Source organism: Muricoccus nepalensis, assembly GCF_006438825.1.
Lineage (GTDB): Bacteria > Pseudomonadota > Alphaproteobacteria > Acetobacterales > Acetobacteraceae > Roseomonas > Roseomonas nepalensis.
This window is the reverse complement of the sequence record NZ_RCZP01000018.1, coordinates 20707-37035: the sequence shown is the minus strand read 5'-3', so window position 1 is coordinate 37035 and position 16329 is coordinate 20707. Positions and strand designations below refer to the sequence as shown.

16 protein-coding genes and 1 tRNA gene are annotated in these 16329 nt (G+C 74.3%); 4 read left to right on the top strand and 13 right to left on the bottom strand.

Features of this window, described 5'->3' with window-relative positions:
- Positions 1-73: 73 nt before the first annotated feature.
- The 5 genes from recJ to EAH89_RS17160 all read right to left on the bottom strand — a co-directional run bounded on the left by recJ (position 74) and on the right by EAH89_RS17160 (position 6041).
- On the bottom strand, positions 74-1879 hold the full coding sequence (gene recJ, locus EAH89_RS17180; RefSeq protein WP_241667069.1) for a single-stranded-DNA-specific exonuclease RecJ: 1806 nt from the start codon (positions 1877-1879) through the stop codon (positions 74-76).
- Positions 1872-2864: a class II fructose-bisphosphatase gene (glpX, locus tag EAH89_RS17175; RefSeq protein ID WP_140884940.1), complete on the bottom strand. Its 993-nt coding sequence runs from the start codon at positions 2862-2864 to the stop codon at positions 1872-1874. The genes recJ and glpX overlap by 8 nt, the downstream gene beginning before the upstream one ends.
- The gene (locus EAH89_RS17170) at positions 2861-4147 is read right to left on the bottom strand and encodes a homoserine dehydrogenase (protein ID WP_140884939.1); all 1287 of its coding nucleotides are present in this window, start codon (positions 4145-4147) and stop codon (positions 2861-2863) included. The genes glpX and EAH89_RS17170 overlap by 4 nt, the downstream gene beginning before the upstream one ends.
- Positions 4144-5373, bottom strand: coding sequence for an LL-diaminopimelate aminotransferase (locus EAH89_RS17165; RefSeq protein WP_140884938.1), 1230 nt, complete (start codon positions 5371-5373; stop codon positions 4144-4146). The genes EAH89_RS17170 and EAH89_RS17165 overlap by 4 nt, the downstream gene beginning before the upstream one ends.
- A 65-nt stretch (positions 5374-5438) precedes the next feature.
- Positions 5439-6041: a hypothetical protein gene (locus tag EAH89_RS17160; RefSeq protein ID WP_140884937.1), complete on the bottom strand. Its 603-nt coding sequence runs from the start codon at positions 6039-6041 to the stop codon at positions 5439-5441.
- Between the two features lie 118 nt (positions 6042-6159).
- On the opposite strand from EAH89_RS17160, the gene phaC reads away from it, so the two are divergent.
- The gene (phaC, locus tag EAH89_RS17155) at positions 6160-8454 is read left to right on the top strand and encodes a class I poly(R)-hydroxyalkanoic acid synthase (protein WP_456306508.1); all 2295 of its coding nucleotides are present in this window, start codon (positions 6160-6162) and stop codon (positions 8452-8454) included.
- Positions 8455-8469: 15 nt separating this feature from the next.
- Here the strand turns inward: phaC and EAH89_RS17150 are convergent, their stop codons facing one another.
- The 6 genes from EAH89_RS17150 to rplM form a co-directional block, all read right to left on the bottom strand.
- Positions 8470-9117, bottom strand: coding sequence for a hypothetical protein (locus EAH89_RS17150; protein ID WP_140884936.1), 648 nt, complete (start codon positions 9115-9117; stop codon positions 8470-8472).
- A gap of 97 nt (positions 9118-9214) precedes the next feature.
- The gene (locus tag EAH89_RS17145; protein WP_140884935.1) at positions 9215-9775 is read right to left on the bottom strand and encodes a hypothetical protein; all 561 of its coding nucleotides are present in this window, start codon (positions 9773-9775) and stop codon (positions 9215-9217) included.
- Positions 9776-9800: 25 nt separating this feature from the next.
- Entirely contained in the window at positions 9801-10325 is a 525-nt protein-coding gene (locus EAH89_RS17140; RefSeq protein WP_140884934.1) for a gamma carbonic anhydrase family protein, read from the bottom strand.
- Positions 10322-11281 (bottom strand): N-acetyl-gamma-glutamyl-phosphate reductase, encoded by a 960-nt coding sequence (gene argC, locus EAH89_RS17135; protein ID WP_140884933.1) that lies wholly within the window; start codon positions 11279-11281, stop codon positions 10322-10324. Before argC ends, EAH89_RS17140 begins: the two co-directional genes overlap by 4 nt.
- 128 nt (positions 11282-11409) lie before the next feature.
- Positions 11410-11910, bottom strand: coding sequence for a 30S ribosomal protein S9 (rpsI, locus tag EAH89_RS17130; RefSeq protein WP_140884932.1), 501 nt, complete (start codon positions 11908-11910; stop codon positions 11410-11412).
- A 2-nt stretch (positions 11911-11912) separates the two neighbouring features.
- On the bottom strand, positions 11913-12398 hold the full coding sequence (gene rplM / locus EAH89_RS17125; protein WP_140884931.1) for a 50S ribosomal protein L13: 486 nt from the start codon (positions 12396-12398) through the stop codon (positions 11913-11915).
- Between the two features lie 153 nt (positions 12399-12551).
- Between rplM and EAH89_RS17120 the strand changes: the two genes are divergently transcribed.
- The 3 genes from EAH89_RS17120 (at position 12552) to EAH89_RS17110 (ending at position 15373) form a co-directional block, all read left to right on the top strand.
- Positions 12552-13244, top strand: a complete 693-nt coding sequence (locus tag EAH89_RS17120) for an extensin-like domain-containing protein (RefSeq protein WP_140884930.1) — start codon at positions 12552-12554, stop codon at positions 13242-13244.
- Complete coding sequence (locus EAH89_RS17115) at positions 13241-14134, top strand: NAD(P)H-binding protein (protein WP_140884929.1); 894 nt, start codon at positions 13241-13243, stop codon at positions 14132-14134. The genes EAH89_RS17120 and EAH89_RS17115 overlap by 4 nt, the downstream gene beginning before the upstream one ends.
- Positions 14135-14197: 63 nt before the next feature.
- The gene (locus EAH89_RS17110; RefSeq protein WP_140884928.1) at positions 14198-15373 is read left to right on the top strand and encodes a M20 aminoacylase family protein; all 1176 of its coding nucleotides are present in this window, start codon (positions 14198-14200) and stop codon (positions 15371-15373) included.
- A gap of 47 nt (positions 15374-15420) precedes the next feature.
- Here the strand turns inward: EAH89_RS17110 and EAH89_RS17105 are convergent, their stop codons facing one another.
- Positions 15421-16188, bottom strand: a complete 768-nt coding sequence (locus EAH89_RS17105; protein WP_140884927.1) for an SDR family oxidoreductase — start codon at positions 16186-16188, stop codon at positions 15421-15423.
- A gap of 40 nt (positions 16189-16228) precedes the next feature.
- Positions 16229-16301 (bottom strand) — tRNA-His (locus tag EAH89_RS17100).
- Between the last annotated feature and the right edge of the window lie 28 nt (positions 16302-16329).

Sequence of the window (16329 nt, the reverse complement as noted above, 5' to 3'; positions counted from 1 at the left end):
GGAAACCCCGCCGGTCCGCCGGGGCCCGGCGCCGAGTTAAGGCCAGGCGCGCCCCGGAACAACCCGAAACCCCTCAGGCCGGCGCCGCGTCCTGCACATGAAGGCAGGTGGAGACCTCCCCGTTCCAGCTCTCGGCACGCAGCACGCCGCAGAGATGGAGCGGCACGTTGCGCGGGCCGAGGAGAAGCTCGGCCAGCGGCCCCTCCTTGGCCCGGAAGCACACGGCCTTGAGGCGCCCTCCCCCCTCCCCTTCCAGGAAGAGGCGGATGGTCGCGCCCTCCTTGCCCACGCGGTCCGCGCGCACCACCCGGGCGTGGCGGAGCGCGAAGACGGGCTCCTCGTTGCCGGTGCCGAAGGGGGCGAGGCGGGCCACCTGCTCGGCCATGGCGGTGTTGGCGGCGGCAACGGTCAGCGTCCCCTCCACCACCAGCGCCGCCGCCCCCGGCAGGTCGGCGGCGCGCGCGAGCCGCTCGCTCAGGAAAGCCCGCACCTCCTCCAGGCGCCCGGCCCTGAAGGAGAGGCCGGCCGCCATGGCGTGGCCGCCGCCGGTCTCGAGCAGCCCCGCCTGCCGCGCGGCGATGACGGCCGCCCCGAGGTCGAGGCCGGGGACCGAGCGGCCCGAGCCCTTGGCCAAGCCGTCGGCCAGGCCGGCGACGATGGCCGGCCGGTTGAAGCGCTCCTTCACCCGGCCGGCGACGATGCCGACCACGCCGGGGTGCCAGCCCTCCCCCACGATGAGCAGAACGGGGTCGCCCGCGGCCGCGGCGGCCTCGGCAAGGCGGAGCGCCGTCTCCATCACCCCGGCCTCCACCTCCTGCCGCCGCCGGTTGGTGCCGTCGAGGCGCTCGGCCATGGCGCGGGCCTCGAGCGGGTCCTCCTCCAGCAGGAGGCGGAGCGCGAGGTCGCTCTCCCCGATCCGGCCGGAGGCGTTCAGCCGCGGGCCCAGGGCGAAGCCGAGCGAGTGCGCACTGGGCACGTCCTTCACCCCCGCCACCTCCAGCAGGGCCGCGATGCCGGGCCGCCCGCGCCGGGCCATCACGCGCAGCCCCTGGGCGACGAGCGCGCGGTTCAGGCCGGTGAGGGGCATGACGTCGCAGACCGTCGCGGTCGCCACGAGGTCCAGCAGGTCGAGCAGCGGCGGCTCGGCCCGCCCCTCGAAGTGGCCGGCCTTGCGGAGGTGCCGGTGCAGGGCCACCGCCGTCATGAAGCAGATCGCGCCCGCGCAGAGGAAGCCGAGGCCGGAATCGCAGTCCAGCCGGTTGGGGTTGACCGTCGCCAGGATGGGCGGCGGCGGCCCCTCGGCCTTGTGGTGGTCGAGCACCACGACATCCGCCCGCCCCTCCGCCGCCGAGAGCGCTGCGGCGGCGGAGATCCCGCAGTCGACGCAGACGATGAGCGTCGCGCCGGCGTCGCAGAGCGCGGCGATGGCAGGGGCGTTGGGGCCGTAGCCCTCCTTGATCCGGTCCGGCACGTAGTGGGTGACGGAGGCGCCGAGGTCGCGCAGCACGCGGGTCGTCAGCGCGCCCGCGCAGGCGCCGTCCGCGTCGTAGTCGGCGAAGACCGCGACCCTCTCCCCCGCGCGCACGGCCTCGGCCAGGCGGGCGGCGGCGCGGTCCATGTCGCGCAGGCAGGAGGGGTCGGGCATGGCGGCGCGGAGCCGCGGCTCGAGGAACTCCGCGGCCCCTTCCACCCCCACGCCCCGGGCGGCGAGGAGGCGCCCCACGAGCTCGGGCACCGCGAGCCGCTGGGCAATGGCGAGGCCCGTGCGCGCGTCGCCCGCGCGCCAGACCCAGCGGCGCCCGGTGGCGCTGCGGGTGACGCCGAGGACCGCCTCGGCCGCGGCGTCGGGGCCGCCGTCCGGGATTGGAAGGTCAGGCAACGAAGAGGTTCGGCTTGATGGCGAAGTTGTGGTGCCCCTCGATGTAGCGGACCGTGCCGGTCTTGCTGCGCATGACGATCGAGTGGGTGATGGCGCGGTTGGCCGTGCGCTGCACGCCGCGCAGCATGGCGCCGGTGGTGACGCCGGTGGCGGAGAACATCACGTCGCCCCGTGCCATATCCTCGACCCCGAAGATGCGGTCGGGGTCGGTGATGCCCATGGACTTCGCGCGCTCGCGCTGGGCGTCGTCCTCGTAGATCAGCCGCCCCTGCATCTGCCCGCCGATGCAGCGAAGCGCCGCCGCGGCCAGCACGCCCTCGGGCGCGCCGCCCCAGCCGATGTACATGTCCACCCCCGCCTCGGGCTGCGAGCAGGCGACCACGCCGGCCACGTCGCCGTCGGGGATGAGCATGATGCGCGCCCCGGCCTCGCGGCAGGCCCGGATGATGTCCTTGTGGCGGTCGCGGTCGAGCGTGCAGACGACCAGGTCCTCGATCGCCGACTTCTTCGCCTGGGCGAGGTTGCGGAGGTTCTCCTTCGGGCTGGCGTCGATGTGCACGACGCCGTCCGGCAGGCCGGGGCCGACCGCGATCTTGTCCATGTAGATGTCGGGCGCGTGCAGGAAGCCGCCCTTCTCGGCGACGGCGAGCGTCGCGATCGCGTTGGGCATGCCGCGGGCGCAGATCGAGGTGCCCTCCAACGGGTCCACCGCGATGTCCACCTCGGGGCCGCCCGAGCCGACCTTCTCGCCGATGTAGAGCATCGGCGCCTCGTCCATCTCGCCCTCGCCGATCACGACGGTGCCGGTGATGGCGACGCTGTCGAAGGCGCGGCGCATGGCGTCCACCGCGGCCCCGTCCGCGCTGTTCTTGTCGCCGCGCCCGATCCAGCGGGAGGCGGAGATCGCCGCCGCCTCGGTCACGCGGACGAGCTCCATGGCAAGGTTGCGGTCGCTCTGCAGCGGCGCGTCGGGGTTGATGCTCATGGCGTTTCGATCCGGATGAGGGCGGGGGGTTCGAGAACGGCGTCGAGCGCCGCGATGCGGGCGAGCGCCTCGCGCATCGCGACCTCGCGCGCCTCATGGGTGGTGACGACGACGGGAACCGCCTCGCCGGGCGCGCGGCCGCGCTGAAGCATGGATTCGAGGGAGATCCCGGCGTCGCGCAGCGCGCCCGTCACGTCCGCGATCACGCCGGGGCGGTCCACCACCATCAGGCGGAGGTAGTAGGCGCCCACATGGCGCTCCATGCCGACCGAGGGCAGGGCCGAGAAGGATTCCGCGCCCCAGACGGGCGTGTGGCGGCCGCGCGCGATGTCGATGAGGTCCGACACAACCGCGCTGGCCGTCGGCCCCGCGCCGGCGCCACGGCCGACCAGCACCACGCGGCCGACATGGTCGCCTTCGGCCACCACCGCGTTGAAGACGCCGTCCACGGTCGCGACCGGGTGGCTCGCCGGCACCATGCAGGGGTGCACGCGCGTCTCCACCCCCGCCTCGGAGCAGGAGGCGATGCCGAGCAGCTTGATGCGGTAGCCGAGCTCCTCGGCGAGGCGGATGTCGAGCGCGGAGACGGCGCGGATGCCCTCCACGTGCACCGCGCCGAAGTCCACGGGCCGCCCGAAGGCGAGCGCGGCCAGGATGGCGAGCTTGTGCGCGGCGTCGATGCCGTCCACGTCGAAGGTCGGGTCGGCCTCGGCGTAGCCGAGCTTCTGGGCCTCGCTCAGCGCCTCCGCGAACTCCCGCCCGCGCTCGCGCATCTGCGTCAGGATGTAGTTGCAGGTGCCGTTGAGGATGCCGGTCACGCGCGTGATGCGGTTGGCGGCCAGTCCCTCGCGGATGGCCTTGATGGCGGGGATGCCGCCGGCCACCGCCGCCTCGAAGGCGAGCGGCACGCCGCCCTTGGCCGCGGTCTCCGCAAGCTCGGCGCCGTGGATCGCCAGCAGCGCCTTGTTGGCGGTCACCACCGGCTTGCCGGCCGCCAGCGCCGCGCCGATCAGCGCGCGGGCCGAGCCCTCGCTGCCGCCGATGGTCTCCACCACCACGTCCACCGCGGGGTCGTTGGCCAGCGCCACGGGGTCGTCGTACCAGCGCAGCCCGTCGAGGCCGATGCCGCGGTCGCGCGTGCGGTCGCGGGAGGAGACGGCGGTGACGGCGATGCGGCGGCCGGCGCGGGCCGCGATGATCTCCGCGTTGCCGCGCAGCAGGCCGAGCACGCCGGCGCCGACCGTGCCGAGGCCGGCGACCGCGACAGCAAGGGGACGGGTCATGCGCGGACGGCGTCCTCTTTCACGGCCTCGTCGATGGCGGGCGCGGCGTTGTCGCCCTGCAGGAAGCTGCGGATGCCGCGCAGGCCCTGGCGGATCCGGTGGTTGTTCTCGACGAGGGCGATGCGGACATGGTCGTCGCCGTGCTCCCCGAAGCCGATGCCTGGCGCCACCGCTACCTTCGCGCGGGCGAGCAGCAGCTTGGAGAACTCCACGCTGCCGAGATGCCGGAAGCGCTCGGGGATCGGCGCCCAGATGAACATGGAGGCCTCCGGCGAGGGCACGTCCCAGCCGGCCCCGCGCAGCCCCTTCACCAGCACGTCGCGCCGGTCCTTGTAGAGGGCCCGCATCTCCGCGATGCAGTCCTGCGGGCCGTTCAGCGCGGCCGTCGCCGCCACCTGGATCGGCGTGAAGGCACCGTAGTCGAGGTAGGACTTCACCCGCGTCAGCGCCGCGATCAGCTTCGGGTTGCCCACCGCGAAGCCCATCCGCCAGCCCGGCATGTTGTAGGTCTTGGACATGGAGGTGAACTCCACCGCCACGTCCTTCGCGCCCTCGACCTCCAGCACGGAGGGGGGCGGCGTCGCGCCGTAGTAGAGCTCCGCGTAGGCGAGGTCGGAGAGGATGTAGATCTCGTGGCGGCGGCAGAAGGCCACCAGCTCGCGGTAGAACTCGATGCCCGCCACCAGCGCCGTCGGGTTGGACGGGAAGTTCACGATCACGGCCGTGGGCTTGGGCACGGAATGCCGCACGGCGCGGTCGATCGCCCGCAGCATCTCGTCGTCCGGCGTGTAGGGGATGGAGCGCACGGAGGCGCCGGCGATGAGGAAGCCGAACTGGTGGATGGGGTAGGAGGGGTTCGGCACGAGGATGGTGTCGCCCGGCGACGAGATCGCCTGGGCGAGGTTCGCCAGCCCCTCCTTGCTGCCGAGGGTTGCGATCACCTCGGTCTCGGGGTCGAGCTTCACGCCGAAGCGGCGGGCGTAGTAGGCGGCGTGGGCCTTTCGCAGGCCCGGGATGCCCTTGGAGGCGGAGTAGCGGTGCGTCCGCGGGTCCTGCACGGCCTCGATCAGCTTCGCCACGATGTGCGGCGGCGTCGGGCTGTCCGGGTTGCCCATGCCGAGGTCCACCACGTCCTCTGCCGCCCCGCGCGCCTTGGCCTTGGCCGCGTTGACCTCCGCGAAGACGTAGGGCGGCAGGCGGCGGATGCGGTGGAACTCGTCGGTCATGGGGTGCTCGGTGATCTGGCTTGAGAGACGGGGCGCGGGAGGCGGGGCGAGGATAGCGGGCGCGGTCAGCGGCCGCGAGGCGCGATGGAGGGAAAGCTGGGCGGCGCCGCGAGATCGGGGGCGGCGGGCGCGGTGAGCGCGGGCGACGGCCCCTCCGGCGCAGCCTCCTCGATCACCGGCGCCGCGGTCCCGGGCACCAGCAGCGTCGCGGGGCCCGTGCCGATCCGGGGCGCGGGGGCCAGCCGGGCGGGGGCGGGCGGCGCGGCGGGCACCGCGGCCAGGCCCTCGGTCGCCGGGCGGTCCGGGACGGGGGCGCCGGGCGTCAGCGGGGTGGCGGCCGCGGCGCGGTTCGCGGCGAGGCTCGCGGAGAGGTCCGCCCGCGCGCTCGAGGGCCCGCGGGAGGGGCGCTGCGGCACGGTGGCGAGGTTCGGGCTCGGCCGGTCCATGCCCGGCGGCAGGGGGCGGCTCTCCAGGGCCTCCCCGCTGATCTGGCGATAGAACTCGCGGGGCGACTCGCCGGGGGAGCCGACGCAGCCGCCGAGGAGGGCGGAGGCGAGCAGGACGCGCGCGAGCCCCCGGCCGGGGCGCGCTTGTCTCGCCGGACCCGGGTCCCTAGCTTCGACGTACCGGCCGGCATCCGGCCGAAACGGCATGGCCCTCTCGCGCATCGCACGCTCCTCTCCACCGGGGGTTTGCCGCAGAATGGCGGCCGGCGGAAGCCACGGAACGAGAGCCAGGAAGGCCAGCCCGGCCAGGCGGTCAGGTCGGCAGGGATGAGGACGCAGCATGAGCCAGAAGCGTAAGAGCGGCCGGACCCCGTCAGAGGTGGCGCAGTCCGGGGCGGAGGCGCTCGGCGCGACCACCCAGGGCAGCCCGCCGGCGCCCGTCCTGGCGAAGCGCCCCCCCCGGGGCGAGTGGGCGAAGGCGCCCGTCGCGCAGGCCGAGAAGGTGCCGCCCGTGACCCCCCCCTCCCCCCGCAAGGCGAAGGCGCCCGCCCTCGCGACGCCGGAGGCGCCGCGCGCCCCGATGGTGCTGGCCCACCCGCCCGGCGCCCCGGTGCCGGCGGCCGAGCCCGCGGCGTCGCGCATCGCCATGGCCGTCGCGGCCTCCTCGCCCGTGCCGGCCGCCGCGCCGGGCAAGGTCGCGCGCCCCGCCGCGGAGGTGTCGAAGCCCCCCGCCGCGGCGCCGGCGGAGGCCGCCGCTCCCGAAGCCAAGCCCGAGCCCGCCGCGCCGCAGCCCGCGGCCGCCGCCCCGGATCCCGCGGCGGCCAAGGGCGTGCCCGCCCTCGCCGAGGCGCCCAACTTCCGCCTGCCCGACCCCGCCGTCGTCAGCCGCACCATGGCGGACGTGGCCGAGCGCGGGCAGCGGCTGGTGGCCGAGTTCCTCCGCCGCCAGGGCCAGGGCGACGGCCGCCCGGCCACCGACCCGCTGAACATCGGCGGCGCCTTCCTTGAGATGACGACCCGCCTGATGTCCAACCCCGCCCGCCTCGTGCAGGCGCAGATCGGCTTCTGGCAGGACTACCTCACGCTCTGGCAGAACACCGCGCGCCGCATCATGGGCGGCCAGGCAAGCCCCGTGATCGCCGAGCGCCGCGGCGACAAGCGCTTCAAGGACGACGCCTGGCGCGAGAACGAGGTCTTCGACTTCATCAAGCAGTCCTACCTGCTCTCGTCCCGCTACTTCACCAACGTGGTGCACGGGGCGGAGGGCCTGCCGCCGAAGACCGCCCAGAAGGTCGACTTCTACACGCGCCAGTTCGTCGACGCGATGAGCCCGACCAACTTCTGGATGACCAACCCCGAGGTCCTGCGCAAAACGGCGGAGACCGGCGGCGAGAACCTCCTCAAGGGCCTGTCGAACCTCCTGTCGGACCTCGAGCGCGGGCACGGCAAGCTCCGCATCAACATGACCGACGAGAGCAAGTTCAAGATCGGCGAGAACATCGCGGTCACGCCGGGCAAGGTCGTCTACCGCAACGCGCTGATGGAGCTCATCCAGTACACGCCGACCAACGACAAGGTCCTCAAGCGCCCGCTGCTGATCCTGCCGCCCTGGATTAACAAGTTCTACATCCTCGACCTCCGCCCGAAGAACTCCTTCGTCCGCTGGGCGGTCAGCCAGGGCCACACGGTCTTCGTCTGCTCCTGGGTGAACCCCGACGAATCCCTCGCCGAGATGGGGTTCGACGACTACATGCGCCTCGGCCCCTACGCCGCGCTCGACGCCATCGAGCAGGCGACGGGGGAGCGGCAGGTGAACGCCATCGGCTACTGCCTCGGCGGCACGCTGCTCGCCTCCACCCTCGCGCACATGGCCAAGACGGGCGACGACCGCGTCGCCTCCGCCACCTTCTTCACGACCATGCTCGACTTCGAGGAAGCGGGGGAGCTCGGCGTCTTCATCGACGAGGAGCAGCTCCAGGCCATCGAGGCGAAGATGAGTCAGCGCGGCTTCCTCGAGGGGTCGGAGATGGCCGACACCTTCAACATGCTGCGCGCCAACGACCTCATCTGGTCCTTCGTCGTGCAGAACTACCTTCTCGGCCAGGAGCCCTTCCCCTTCGACCTGCTGTTCTGGAACGGCGATTCCACGCGCATGCCGGCGAAGATGCACTCCTTCTACCTTCGCCGGATGTACCAGCAGAACGACCTCGTGAAGCCCGGCGGGATCGAGCTGGACGGGGTCTCGCTCGACCTGCGTGACGTCAAGCTGCCCACCTATGTCCTGGCGACGCGCGAGGACCACATCGCCCCCTGGAAGAGCAGCTACCGGGCGACGGGCCTCTTCTCCGGCCCGGTCCGCTTCGTCCTCGCGGCCTCCGGCCACATCGCGGGCGTCGTGAACTCGCCGGACAGCGGCAAGTACAGCCACTGGGTCAACGAGGGGCCCTCCCCCCAGCAGCCCGGCGACTGGTTCGAGGCGGCGACGGAGCTCGCCGGCTCCTGGTGGCCGGACTGGCAGCGCTGGGTCGTCGCGCAGGACCGCACGATGGTGCCCGCCCGCCAGCCCGGCGAGGGCGCCCTGCCGGCGCTCGAGGACGCGCCCGGCAGCTACGTGAAGGTGATGGCCGGGGACTGAGCCCCGGCCGGCGGCCTAAAGCCCGAAGGGGACGGGCCCCCGCCCTCCCCGGTCGGCCGGCACGGGCGTGTCGAAGTCCGCGCCCCAGCCGTTCACCTCGTCGAGCGCCCGCACGCGCTCCGCGAGGAAGGCGGTCGAGATCTCGCCCTGCGGCAGCGGCCCGGGGTCCGCGAGGCGGAGCAGCGCCGCCTCTCCCCCGCGCGGGAAGAGAGCGCGCGGCAGGGCGGCCGCAGCCCCCGCCCGGTCTCCGCGGGCGAGCGCCCGGTGGGCGCCGGCCAGCGCGGCCGCGAGGCGCGGCGAATCGGCCAGCGGGTCGGCGCCGAGCGCGCCCCGCATCTCGTCCCGCGCCAGTGCGATGCCGCCGCGGGCCTCGGCCGGCACTGGCTGCCAGCGGGGAGTGTTGAGCTCGACCGCCATCCACTCCATCAGCCCCGCCGCCCGCGCGACCCGCGCCGGCTGGTCCCTCAGGCCGTCGCTGGCGCCCAGCATGTCGCTCGCCATAGCGTTCACGGCCGCGCGCCCCGGCTCCTCGCCGGGCGGGAGGAGGCCGGGCGGGACGGGCCAGGCGACGTTCGGCCGCCGCAGCTCCGCGCAGCCGCCAAGCCCCCCCGCCGCGAGGAGGGCGGGCCAGGAAAGGGTGAGAAGGGCGCGGCGTCGCGTCATCGGGTGATCCAGGGCCATGGCGGCCGCAGGATGCCCCGCCCCGCGCCGCCCGTCACCCGGAGCCGGCCCGGAAGCGGGTTCAGAAGCTGGTCTGGCCTCAGCGAAGCTCGTCGTCGTCGCTGCGGCCGAACTCGATGTCCCGCTGCGCCCGCCGCGTCGCCAGGTTGGCTTGGGGCAGGCGTCCGATCGTGCCGAGGCGGGCGAGCGTGTCGGGGGCGAAGACCGGGGGCGGGAGGGCCGCGGTCGCCGCGGCGGCGTCGCCCCGCGCCAGCGCGGCCGCCGCGGCCTCCATGCCGTTGATCACCGTCGTGCCGGGGGCGTCGGTCTGGATGCCGAGGGCGCGGCGGACCTCGTAGCGGGCGGCCAGCAGCGAGGCCGCGGTGCCGGCGCTGAAGTTGAAGAAGCTCCGGTCGGCGCCGACGAGTAGGGTGGTCCATTCCAGCCGGCTGACCGCGACCGCGGCGTCGGCCGGCTTGCCCAGCAGGACGCCCGCGTTGCCGAAGGCCTCCGCCGCGCCGTTGATGGCGTTGCGCACCGGCGTCTGCCCGCCCTGCCCCGCCAGCGGCGGCACGGGCGGCGGCGGGTCCGAGGAGGGCACCGCGCAGGCGCCGAGCGCCAGGGGAAGGCCAAGGGCCAGGGCGAGGGCGGTGCGTCTCATGGCTCATTCTTCCCCTTCGGGGCCTCTACTCGAGGCTGGCCCGGTGTTCCTTCGACAGCTCGGCGTAGTGCGGCGCGGTCCGGTCCCACCCGGCCCGCTCCTCCGCAGACATGGTGCGCACCAGCTTGGCGGGAGCCCCCAGCCACAATTCGTTGCGCCCGATCCGCTTGCCCGGCGGCAGCAGCCCGCCCGCGCCGAGCATGCCGCCCTCCTCGATCACGGCCTTGTCCAGCACCGTCGCGCCCATGCCGACGAAGGCGCGGTCCTCCAGCGTGCAGGCGTGGATGATGCAGGCGTGGCCGACCGTGACGTCCGCCCCGATCACCGCCGGCATGGTGCCGGCGTTGACGTGGATGATGGTGCCGTCCTGGATGTTGGTGCGGGCGCCGATGCGGATGAAGTTCGTGTCGCCGCGCAGCACGCAGCCGTACCAGACGCTCGCGTCCTCCCCGAGCTCCACGTCGCCGATCACCGAGGCGGTGGGGGCGACGAAGGCGCTCGGGTGGATCACCGGCCACTTGCCCTTGAAGGGAAAGAGCGGCCCGCTCACGCCGCGCGCTCCAGGCTGGCGGCGCCCTCGAGGCCGAGCATGAGGTTCATGTTCTGCACCGCCGCCCCCGAGGCGCCCTTGCCGAGGTTGTCCAGCCGCGCGACCAGCACCGCCTGGCCCCGCGCCTCGCTGCCGTAGACGCGGAGCTCCACGAGGTTGGTCCCGTTCAGCGCCTCCGGCTCCAGCTTGCCCGCCGGCTCGGCGGGCACCACGCGCACGAACTCCTGCCCGGCGTAGTAGGACGAGAGCGCGGCCTCGAGCGCGGCCGGCGAGGGGCGGCCGTTCAGCAGGTCGAGGTGAAGGGGCACGGAGACGAGCATGCCCTGGCGGAAGTCACCGACGCTCGGCACGAAGATCGGGCGGCGCGAGAGGCCGGAATAGTGCTGCAGCTCCGGCAGGTGCTTGTGCTCGAGGCCGAGGCCGTAGAGCTCGAAGGCGGGCGCGTCCCCGGCTTCCTCGAAGGCCGCGATCATCGCCTTGCCGCCGCCGGAGTAGCCGGAGACCGCGTTCACGGCGACGGGGTAGTCGGCCGGCAGCAGCCCGGCCTCGACCAGCGGGCGCAGCAGCAGGATGCCGCCCGTGGGGTAGCAGCCGGGGTTGGCGACCCGCGGCGCGGCGGCGATCCGCGCGGCCTGGCCGGGCGCGAGCTCGGGCACGCCGTAGACCCAGTCCGGGTCCACGCGGTGGGCGGTGGAGGCGTCGAGCAGCCGCGGCGCCCGGTCGCCGAGCCCGGCCGCGACGGCGGTCGCCTCCTTCGCGGCGGCGTCGGGCAGGCAGAGGATGACGAGGTCCACCTCGGCGAAGAGGTCGCGCTTGGCGGCGGGGTCCTTGCGGTGCTCGGGCGGCAGGGAGCGGAGGACGAGGTCGGATCGGCCCTGCAGGCGCTCGACGATCTGCAGGCCGGTGGTGCCGGCCTCGCCGTCGATGAAGACACTGGGAATGCTGCCTTGGGCCATCGTGCTCTCCTCGGAGAATCGGATTGGGGCGTGGAGGGGCTGGAAACGCAAGAGGGGCGGCCCTTGCGGGCCGCCCCTCCGATAAGCAGTCCTGCGCAGGACCGGCGTGGCGCCGGACCCGCCCGGCGTCAGCGCTTGCTGAACTGGAAGGAGCGTCGGGCCTTCGGCTTGCCGTACTTCTTCCGCTCGACCACGCGCGGGTCGCGCGTCAGGAAGCCGGCCTTCTTGAGGATCGGGCGCAGGCCCGGCTCGTAGTTGGTCAGCGCGCGGGACAGGCCGTGGCGCACCGCGCCGGCCTGGCCGGAGAGGCCGCCGCCGACGACCGTGCACATCACGTCGAACTGCTGGTAGCGGTCGGCCACCAGGAAGGGCTGGGCGATCAGCATGCGCAGCACCGGGCGCGCGAAGTACTTCGAGGCCGGCTTGTCGTTGATCGTGACCGTGCCCTTGCCCGGCATGATCCAGACGCGGGCGATGGCGTTCTTGCGGCGGCCGGTCGCGTAGGCGCGGCCCTGGGCGTCGCGCTTGGGCTCGCGGGTGATCGCGGCCTCGGGGCTGGCGGGCGTGCCGGCGACGAGGTCCTTGAGGTCGGCCAGCGAGGTGCCCGTGGTGGTGGTCTGCTCGCTCATGCTCAGGCGGCCTTCTTCGCAACGGCGAGATTCTTGCGGTTCATCGCGCCCACGTCCAGCGCCTGGGGCGACTGGCCGGCATGCGGGTGCTCGGCGCCGGCGTAGACGTGCAGGTTGCGCATCTGGGCGCGGCCGAGGTTGTTGCGGGTGATCATCCGCTCCACGGCCTTCTCGAGCACGCGCTCGGGGAAGCGGCCCTCGAGGCCGGCGCGGATGCTGCGCCCCTTGATGCCGCCGGCGTAGCCGGTGTGCCAGTAGAAGATCGACTGCTCCGCCTTGTTGCCGGTCACGCGGACGCGGCGGGCGTTGATGATGACCACGTGGTCGCCGCAGTCGACATGCGGGGTGAAGGTCGGCTTGTGCTTGCCACGGAGGCGGTCCGCCACGATGGCGGCGAGGCGGCCGAGGACGAGGCCGTCGGCGTCGATGAGGATCCAGTTCTTCTGGACCTCCGCCGGCTTGATCGAGCGGGTCTGGGTTTGCAGCATGATCCGTGTGTTCAGTCAGAAAGGTGGCGCGCCCTATCGCCCGCCGCGCCCGCCGGGTCAAGGAAAAGATTGTGGTATCATGATACCACAGGCACGGATGGCGCCTGACAGGACCGCCGCGCAGCGGCCCGGCCGCCCCGGAAAGCGCCGCCCATGAGGCGCCACCCGGCCCTTCTCGTCCTCCTGCTGGCGGCGGCGCTGCTCGCCCTCCTGCCGCGCGCGATCCTGCTTCCCCCGGCCTGGGACCCGCGCACGCCGCTCGACCTGCGCGAGCCGCCCGGCCTGCTCGCGCGCTACAAGCTCTCCCGCATGGCGCGGGAGCCGGGCCTCTGTGCCGCCTCCTTTGCGCTCTCGGGCATCCCGCTCCACCCCCTGCCCCCGCAGCCGATGCGCGACGGGTGCGGCATCGCCGACCCGGTCCGCCTGGCCAGCGACCTCCGCTTCCTCCCAGGCCCGCCGGTGGTGAACTGCCCGATCGCCGCTGCCTGGGCTCTCTTCGAGCGGCACGGGCTGCAGCCGGCGGCGCGGGCGACGCTGGGCGAGCGGGTCGCGGGCGTGCGGCACCTCGGCACCTACAACTGCCGGAACGTCGCCGGCGCGGAGGGCGGGCGGCGCAGCCAGCACGCGACGGCCAACGCGTTCGACATCGCCGGCTTCACCCTGGCGGACGGCCGCGCGGTGGGCCTGCCGCGGGACTGGGAGGCGCCCGGCCCGGCCGCCGCCTTCCTGCGCCGCGCGCGGGACGAGGCCTGCCGGGTCTTCGCGACCGTGCTCGGCCCAGACTACAACGCCGCCCATCGCGACCACTTCCACCTCGACCGCGGGGGCTGGGGAACATGCCGATGAGCCCGGAACCCACGAAGGCGGAATCCATCGCCGTGATCGGCGCCTCCGGCCGGTCGGGGGTCGCCCTCTGCCGGGCGCTGTCGGCCGCGGGCCTCGCCGTCCGCCCGGTGGTGCGGGACGCCGGCCGCTGGGCCGCGACCGGCCTGCCCGGGGCGCCCCGCCTGGCGGACCTCCGCGACGGGCCGGCGCTGCGGGCCGCGCTGGCCGGGGCGGCCCGGGTGGTCTCCTGCGCCCACGCCCGCCACGCGCCGGCCATCCTGGCCGCGGCGCCCGAGGGCGCGCCGCTCGTGCTCATGGGCAGCACGCGCCGCTTCTCGCGCTGGCGGGACGACCACGGCGACGGCGTGCGCCGGGGCGAGGCGGCGCTGCTGGAGAGCGGCCGGCCCGGCGTCATCCTCCACCCCACCATGATCTACGGCGCGGAGGGGGAGGACAACGTGCAGCGCCTGGCCGCCCTGCTGCGCCGCCTGCCCCTGGCCCCCCTGCCCGGCGGCGGGGCCGCGCTGGTGCAGCCGGTCCACCAGTCCGACGTCACGCGCTCGCTCCTGGCCGCGCTGCGGCGGGACTGGGCGGCGCCCGAAGCCGTGGTGGTCGCCGGCCCCGCGCCGCTCCACTACGCCGACTTCCTGCGGGCGGTCTGCCGCGCCGCCGGCTTCGCGCCGCCGCGCGTGGTGCCCCTCCCCCTCGCGCCGCTGCTCGCGCTCGCGCCCCTGCTGCGGGCCGTGCCCGGCCTGCCTCGCATCCGCGGCGACGAGCTGCGCCGCCTGACCGAGGACAAGGCCTTCGACATCGGCCCGATGCGCGAGCGGCTCGGCGTGGACCCGATCGGCCTCGAGGAGGGGCTCGCCCTGACCTTCGCCTGGCGGCCCGGCGGCGAGGGCCGGGGCTGAGGGGCTTGGCACCGCGCCCCCGCCCGATCACGATCCGCGCCGCTCACCACCCCCGGAGTTTCCATGCCCGTCATCAACCGCATCGCCGAGTTCCAGGACGACATGACCGCCTGGCGCCGCGACTTCCACCAGCACCCCGAGCTGAACTTCCAGGAGGTGCGCACCGCGGGCATCGTGGCGGAGAAGCTCCGCGAGTTCGGCTGCGACGAGGTCATCACCGGCATGGCGACCACGGGCGTCGTCGGCGTCATCCGCGGCCGCGGCGAGGGCGGGGCGATCGGGCTCCGCGCCGACATGGACGCGCTGCCCATCCACGAGGAATCCGGCGTCCCCCACGCCTCCCTCACGCCCGGCGTCATGCACGCCTGCGGGCATGACGGGCACACCGCCATGCTGCTCGGCGCCGCGCGCTACCTCGCCGAGACCCGGAACTTCTCCGGCACCGCCTACATGATCTTCCAGCCCGCCGAGGAGATGGGCGGCGGCGGCGAGGTGATGGTCAAGGAGGGGCTCTTCGAGCGCTTCCCGATGGACCGCGTCTTCGGCCTGCACAACTGGCCCGGCGCGCCCGAGGGCACCTTCCTCTGGCGCGTCGGCCCGGTGATGGCGGCGGTGGCGGACATCCGCATCACGGTCACCGGCAAGGGCGCGCACGGGGCCATGCCGCACCAGGGCAACGACCCCATCGTCATCGCCTCCCAGATCGTCACCGCCTTCCAGTCCATCGTCGCCCGCAACGTGGAGCCGGTGGAGGCCGGGGTCATCACCATCGGCAAGATCGAGGGCGGCATGGCCTTCAACGTCATCCCCGAGGTGGTGAACCTGCGCGGCACCGCCCGCTGGTACCTGCCCGAGGTCGGCGACATCCTCGAGAGCAAGGTGCGCGCGCTGGCCACCGGCATCGCCGCCGCCTACGGCGCCGAGGCCGAGGTGCATTTCGACCGCATGTACCCGGCGACCATCAACGAGGAGGCGAGCACCGCCCTGGCCGCCGAGGCCGCGCGCGCGGTGGCAGGCGACGCGAAGGTGGAGCGGCTCGCCAAGCCCACCATGGGCGGCGAGGACTTCTCCTTCATGCTCAACGCCAAGGATGGCGCCTACCTCATGCTCGGCGCCGGGCGCACGGCGGCGGACCCGCAGGTCCACCACCCCCGCTACGACTTCAACGACGCGGTGATGCCGCTCGGCGCCTCCTGGTGGGCGACGATGGTAGAGCGCCAGCTTCCCCGCCGCGGCTGACCCGCGCCCCGCCCGCTGCCCCGCATTGCGGCGGCGGGCGCCCCCCTTCAGGGAACGGGCGAGAGGCCGCCGTCGACGTTGATGGCGGTGCCCGTGACGTAGTCGCCCGCCCCCGAGACGAGGGCGAGCGCCATGGCGGCGAACTCCTCCGCCCGGCCCATGCGCCCCATCGGGATGGCGCGGCCCGCGTCGCGCATCCACTCCTCGTAGCTCTGCCCCTGGGGGTCGGCCGCGTGGCGGCGCACCCACTGGTCGCTGTCGATCTTGCCCACGAGGAGGGCGTTCACGTTGATGCCGAGCGGCGCCCCCTCCCCCGCCAGCACCTTCGTCAGCGCGAGGCCGGCGGCGCGGGAGACGGCGGTCGGCGCGCCGCCGGCGGGCGGCGCCTTGGCGCCCGTGTTCAGCACGTTCAAAACCCGCCCGAAGCGCCGCGCCGCCATGCCCGGCCAGGCGAGGCGCGTGAGGCGGATGGCCGCGAAGAGCTTGAGGTCGAGGTCCGCCTGCCACTCGGCGTCGGTGAGGCCCGCGAAGGGCGCGCGGCGCGAGGTGCCGGCGTTGTTGACGAGGATGTCGACGCCGCCCAGCCCCGCCTCGGCGGCGACGAAGGCGCGCTCGCAGCCTTCCGCGGTCGCGAGGTCGGCGGAGACGGCGACGCTGCCCGGCAGGGAGGCCGCGGCCTCGGCGAGCGGCCCCTCCTCCCGCGCGGCGAGGGCGACGCGGGCGCCAGCCGCGGCGAAGGCGCGCGCCATGGCAAGGCCCAGCCCGCGCGATCCGCCCGTGACCAGGGCGCGCTTGCCGTCGAGGGAGAGATGCAAGGCGGTCCTCCGCGGGTCCGAAACCGGGCGGAGGGGAATGGGCGACCTACGGGGCTCGAACCCGTGACATCCACGACCACAACGTGGCGCTCTACCAACTGAGCTAAGGCCGCCATATCGCCGGAACCGAGGGTTCCGGCG

Bases quoted from the DNA above. Each gene is read 5' to 3' on its own strand.
- EAH89_RS17165 (WP_140884938.1), bottom strand. From the start codon at position 5,373: ATGACCGACGAGTTCCACCGCATCCGCCGCCTGCCGCCCTACGTCTTC.
- rpsI (WP_140884932.1), bottom strand. From the start codon at position 11,910: ATGAGCGAGCAGACCACCACCACGGGCACCTCGCTGGCCGACCTCAAG.
- glpX (WP_140884940.1), bottom strand. From the start codon at position 2,864: ATGAGCATCAACCCCGACGCGCCGCTGCAGAGCGACCGCAACCTTGCC.
- phaC (WP_456306508.1), top strand. From the start codon at position 6,160: ATGAGCCAGAAGCGTAAGAGCGGCCGGACCCCGTCAGAGGTGGCGCAG.
- EAH89_RS17150 (WP_140884936.1), bottom strand. From the start codon at position 9,117: ATGACGCGACGCCGCGCCCTTCTCACCCTTTCCTGGCCCGCCCTCCTC.
- argC (WP_140884933.1), bottom strand. From the start codon at position 11,281: ATGGCCCAAGGCAGCATTCCCAGTGTCTTCATCGACGGCGAGGCCGGC.
- rplM (WP_140884931.1), bottom strand. From the start codon at position 12,398: ATGCTGCAAACCCAGACCCGCTCGATCAAGCCGGCGGAGGTCCAGAAG.
- EAH89_RS17145 (WP_140884935.1), bottom strand. From the start codon at position 9,775: ATGAGACGCACCGCCCTCGCCCTGGCCCTTGGCCTTCCCCTGGCGCTC.
- EAH89_RS17170 (WP_140884939.1), bottom strand. From the start codon at position 4,147: ATGACCCGTCCCCTTGCTGTCGCGGTCGCCGGCCTCGGCACGGTCGGC.
- EAH89_RS17115 (WP_140884929.1), top strand. From the start codon at position 13,241: ATGAGCCCGGAACCCACGAAGGCGGAATCCATCGCCGTGATCGGCGCC.
- EAH89_RS17160 (WP_140884937.1), bottom strand. From the start codon at position 6,041: ATGCGCGAGAGGGCCATGCCGTTTCGGCCGGATGCCGGCCGGTACGTC.
- EAH89_RS17120 (WP_140884930.1), top strand. From the start codon at position 12,552: ATGAGGCGCCACCCGGCCCTTCTCGTCCTCCTGCTGGCGGCGGCGCTG.
- EAH89_RS17110 (WP_140884928.1), top strand. From the start codon at position 14,198: ATGCCCGTCATCAACCGCATCGCCGAGTTCCAGGACGACATGACCGCC.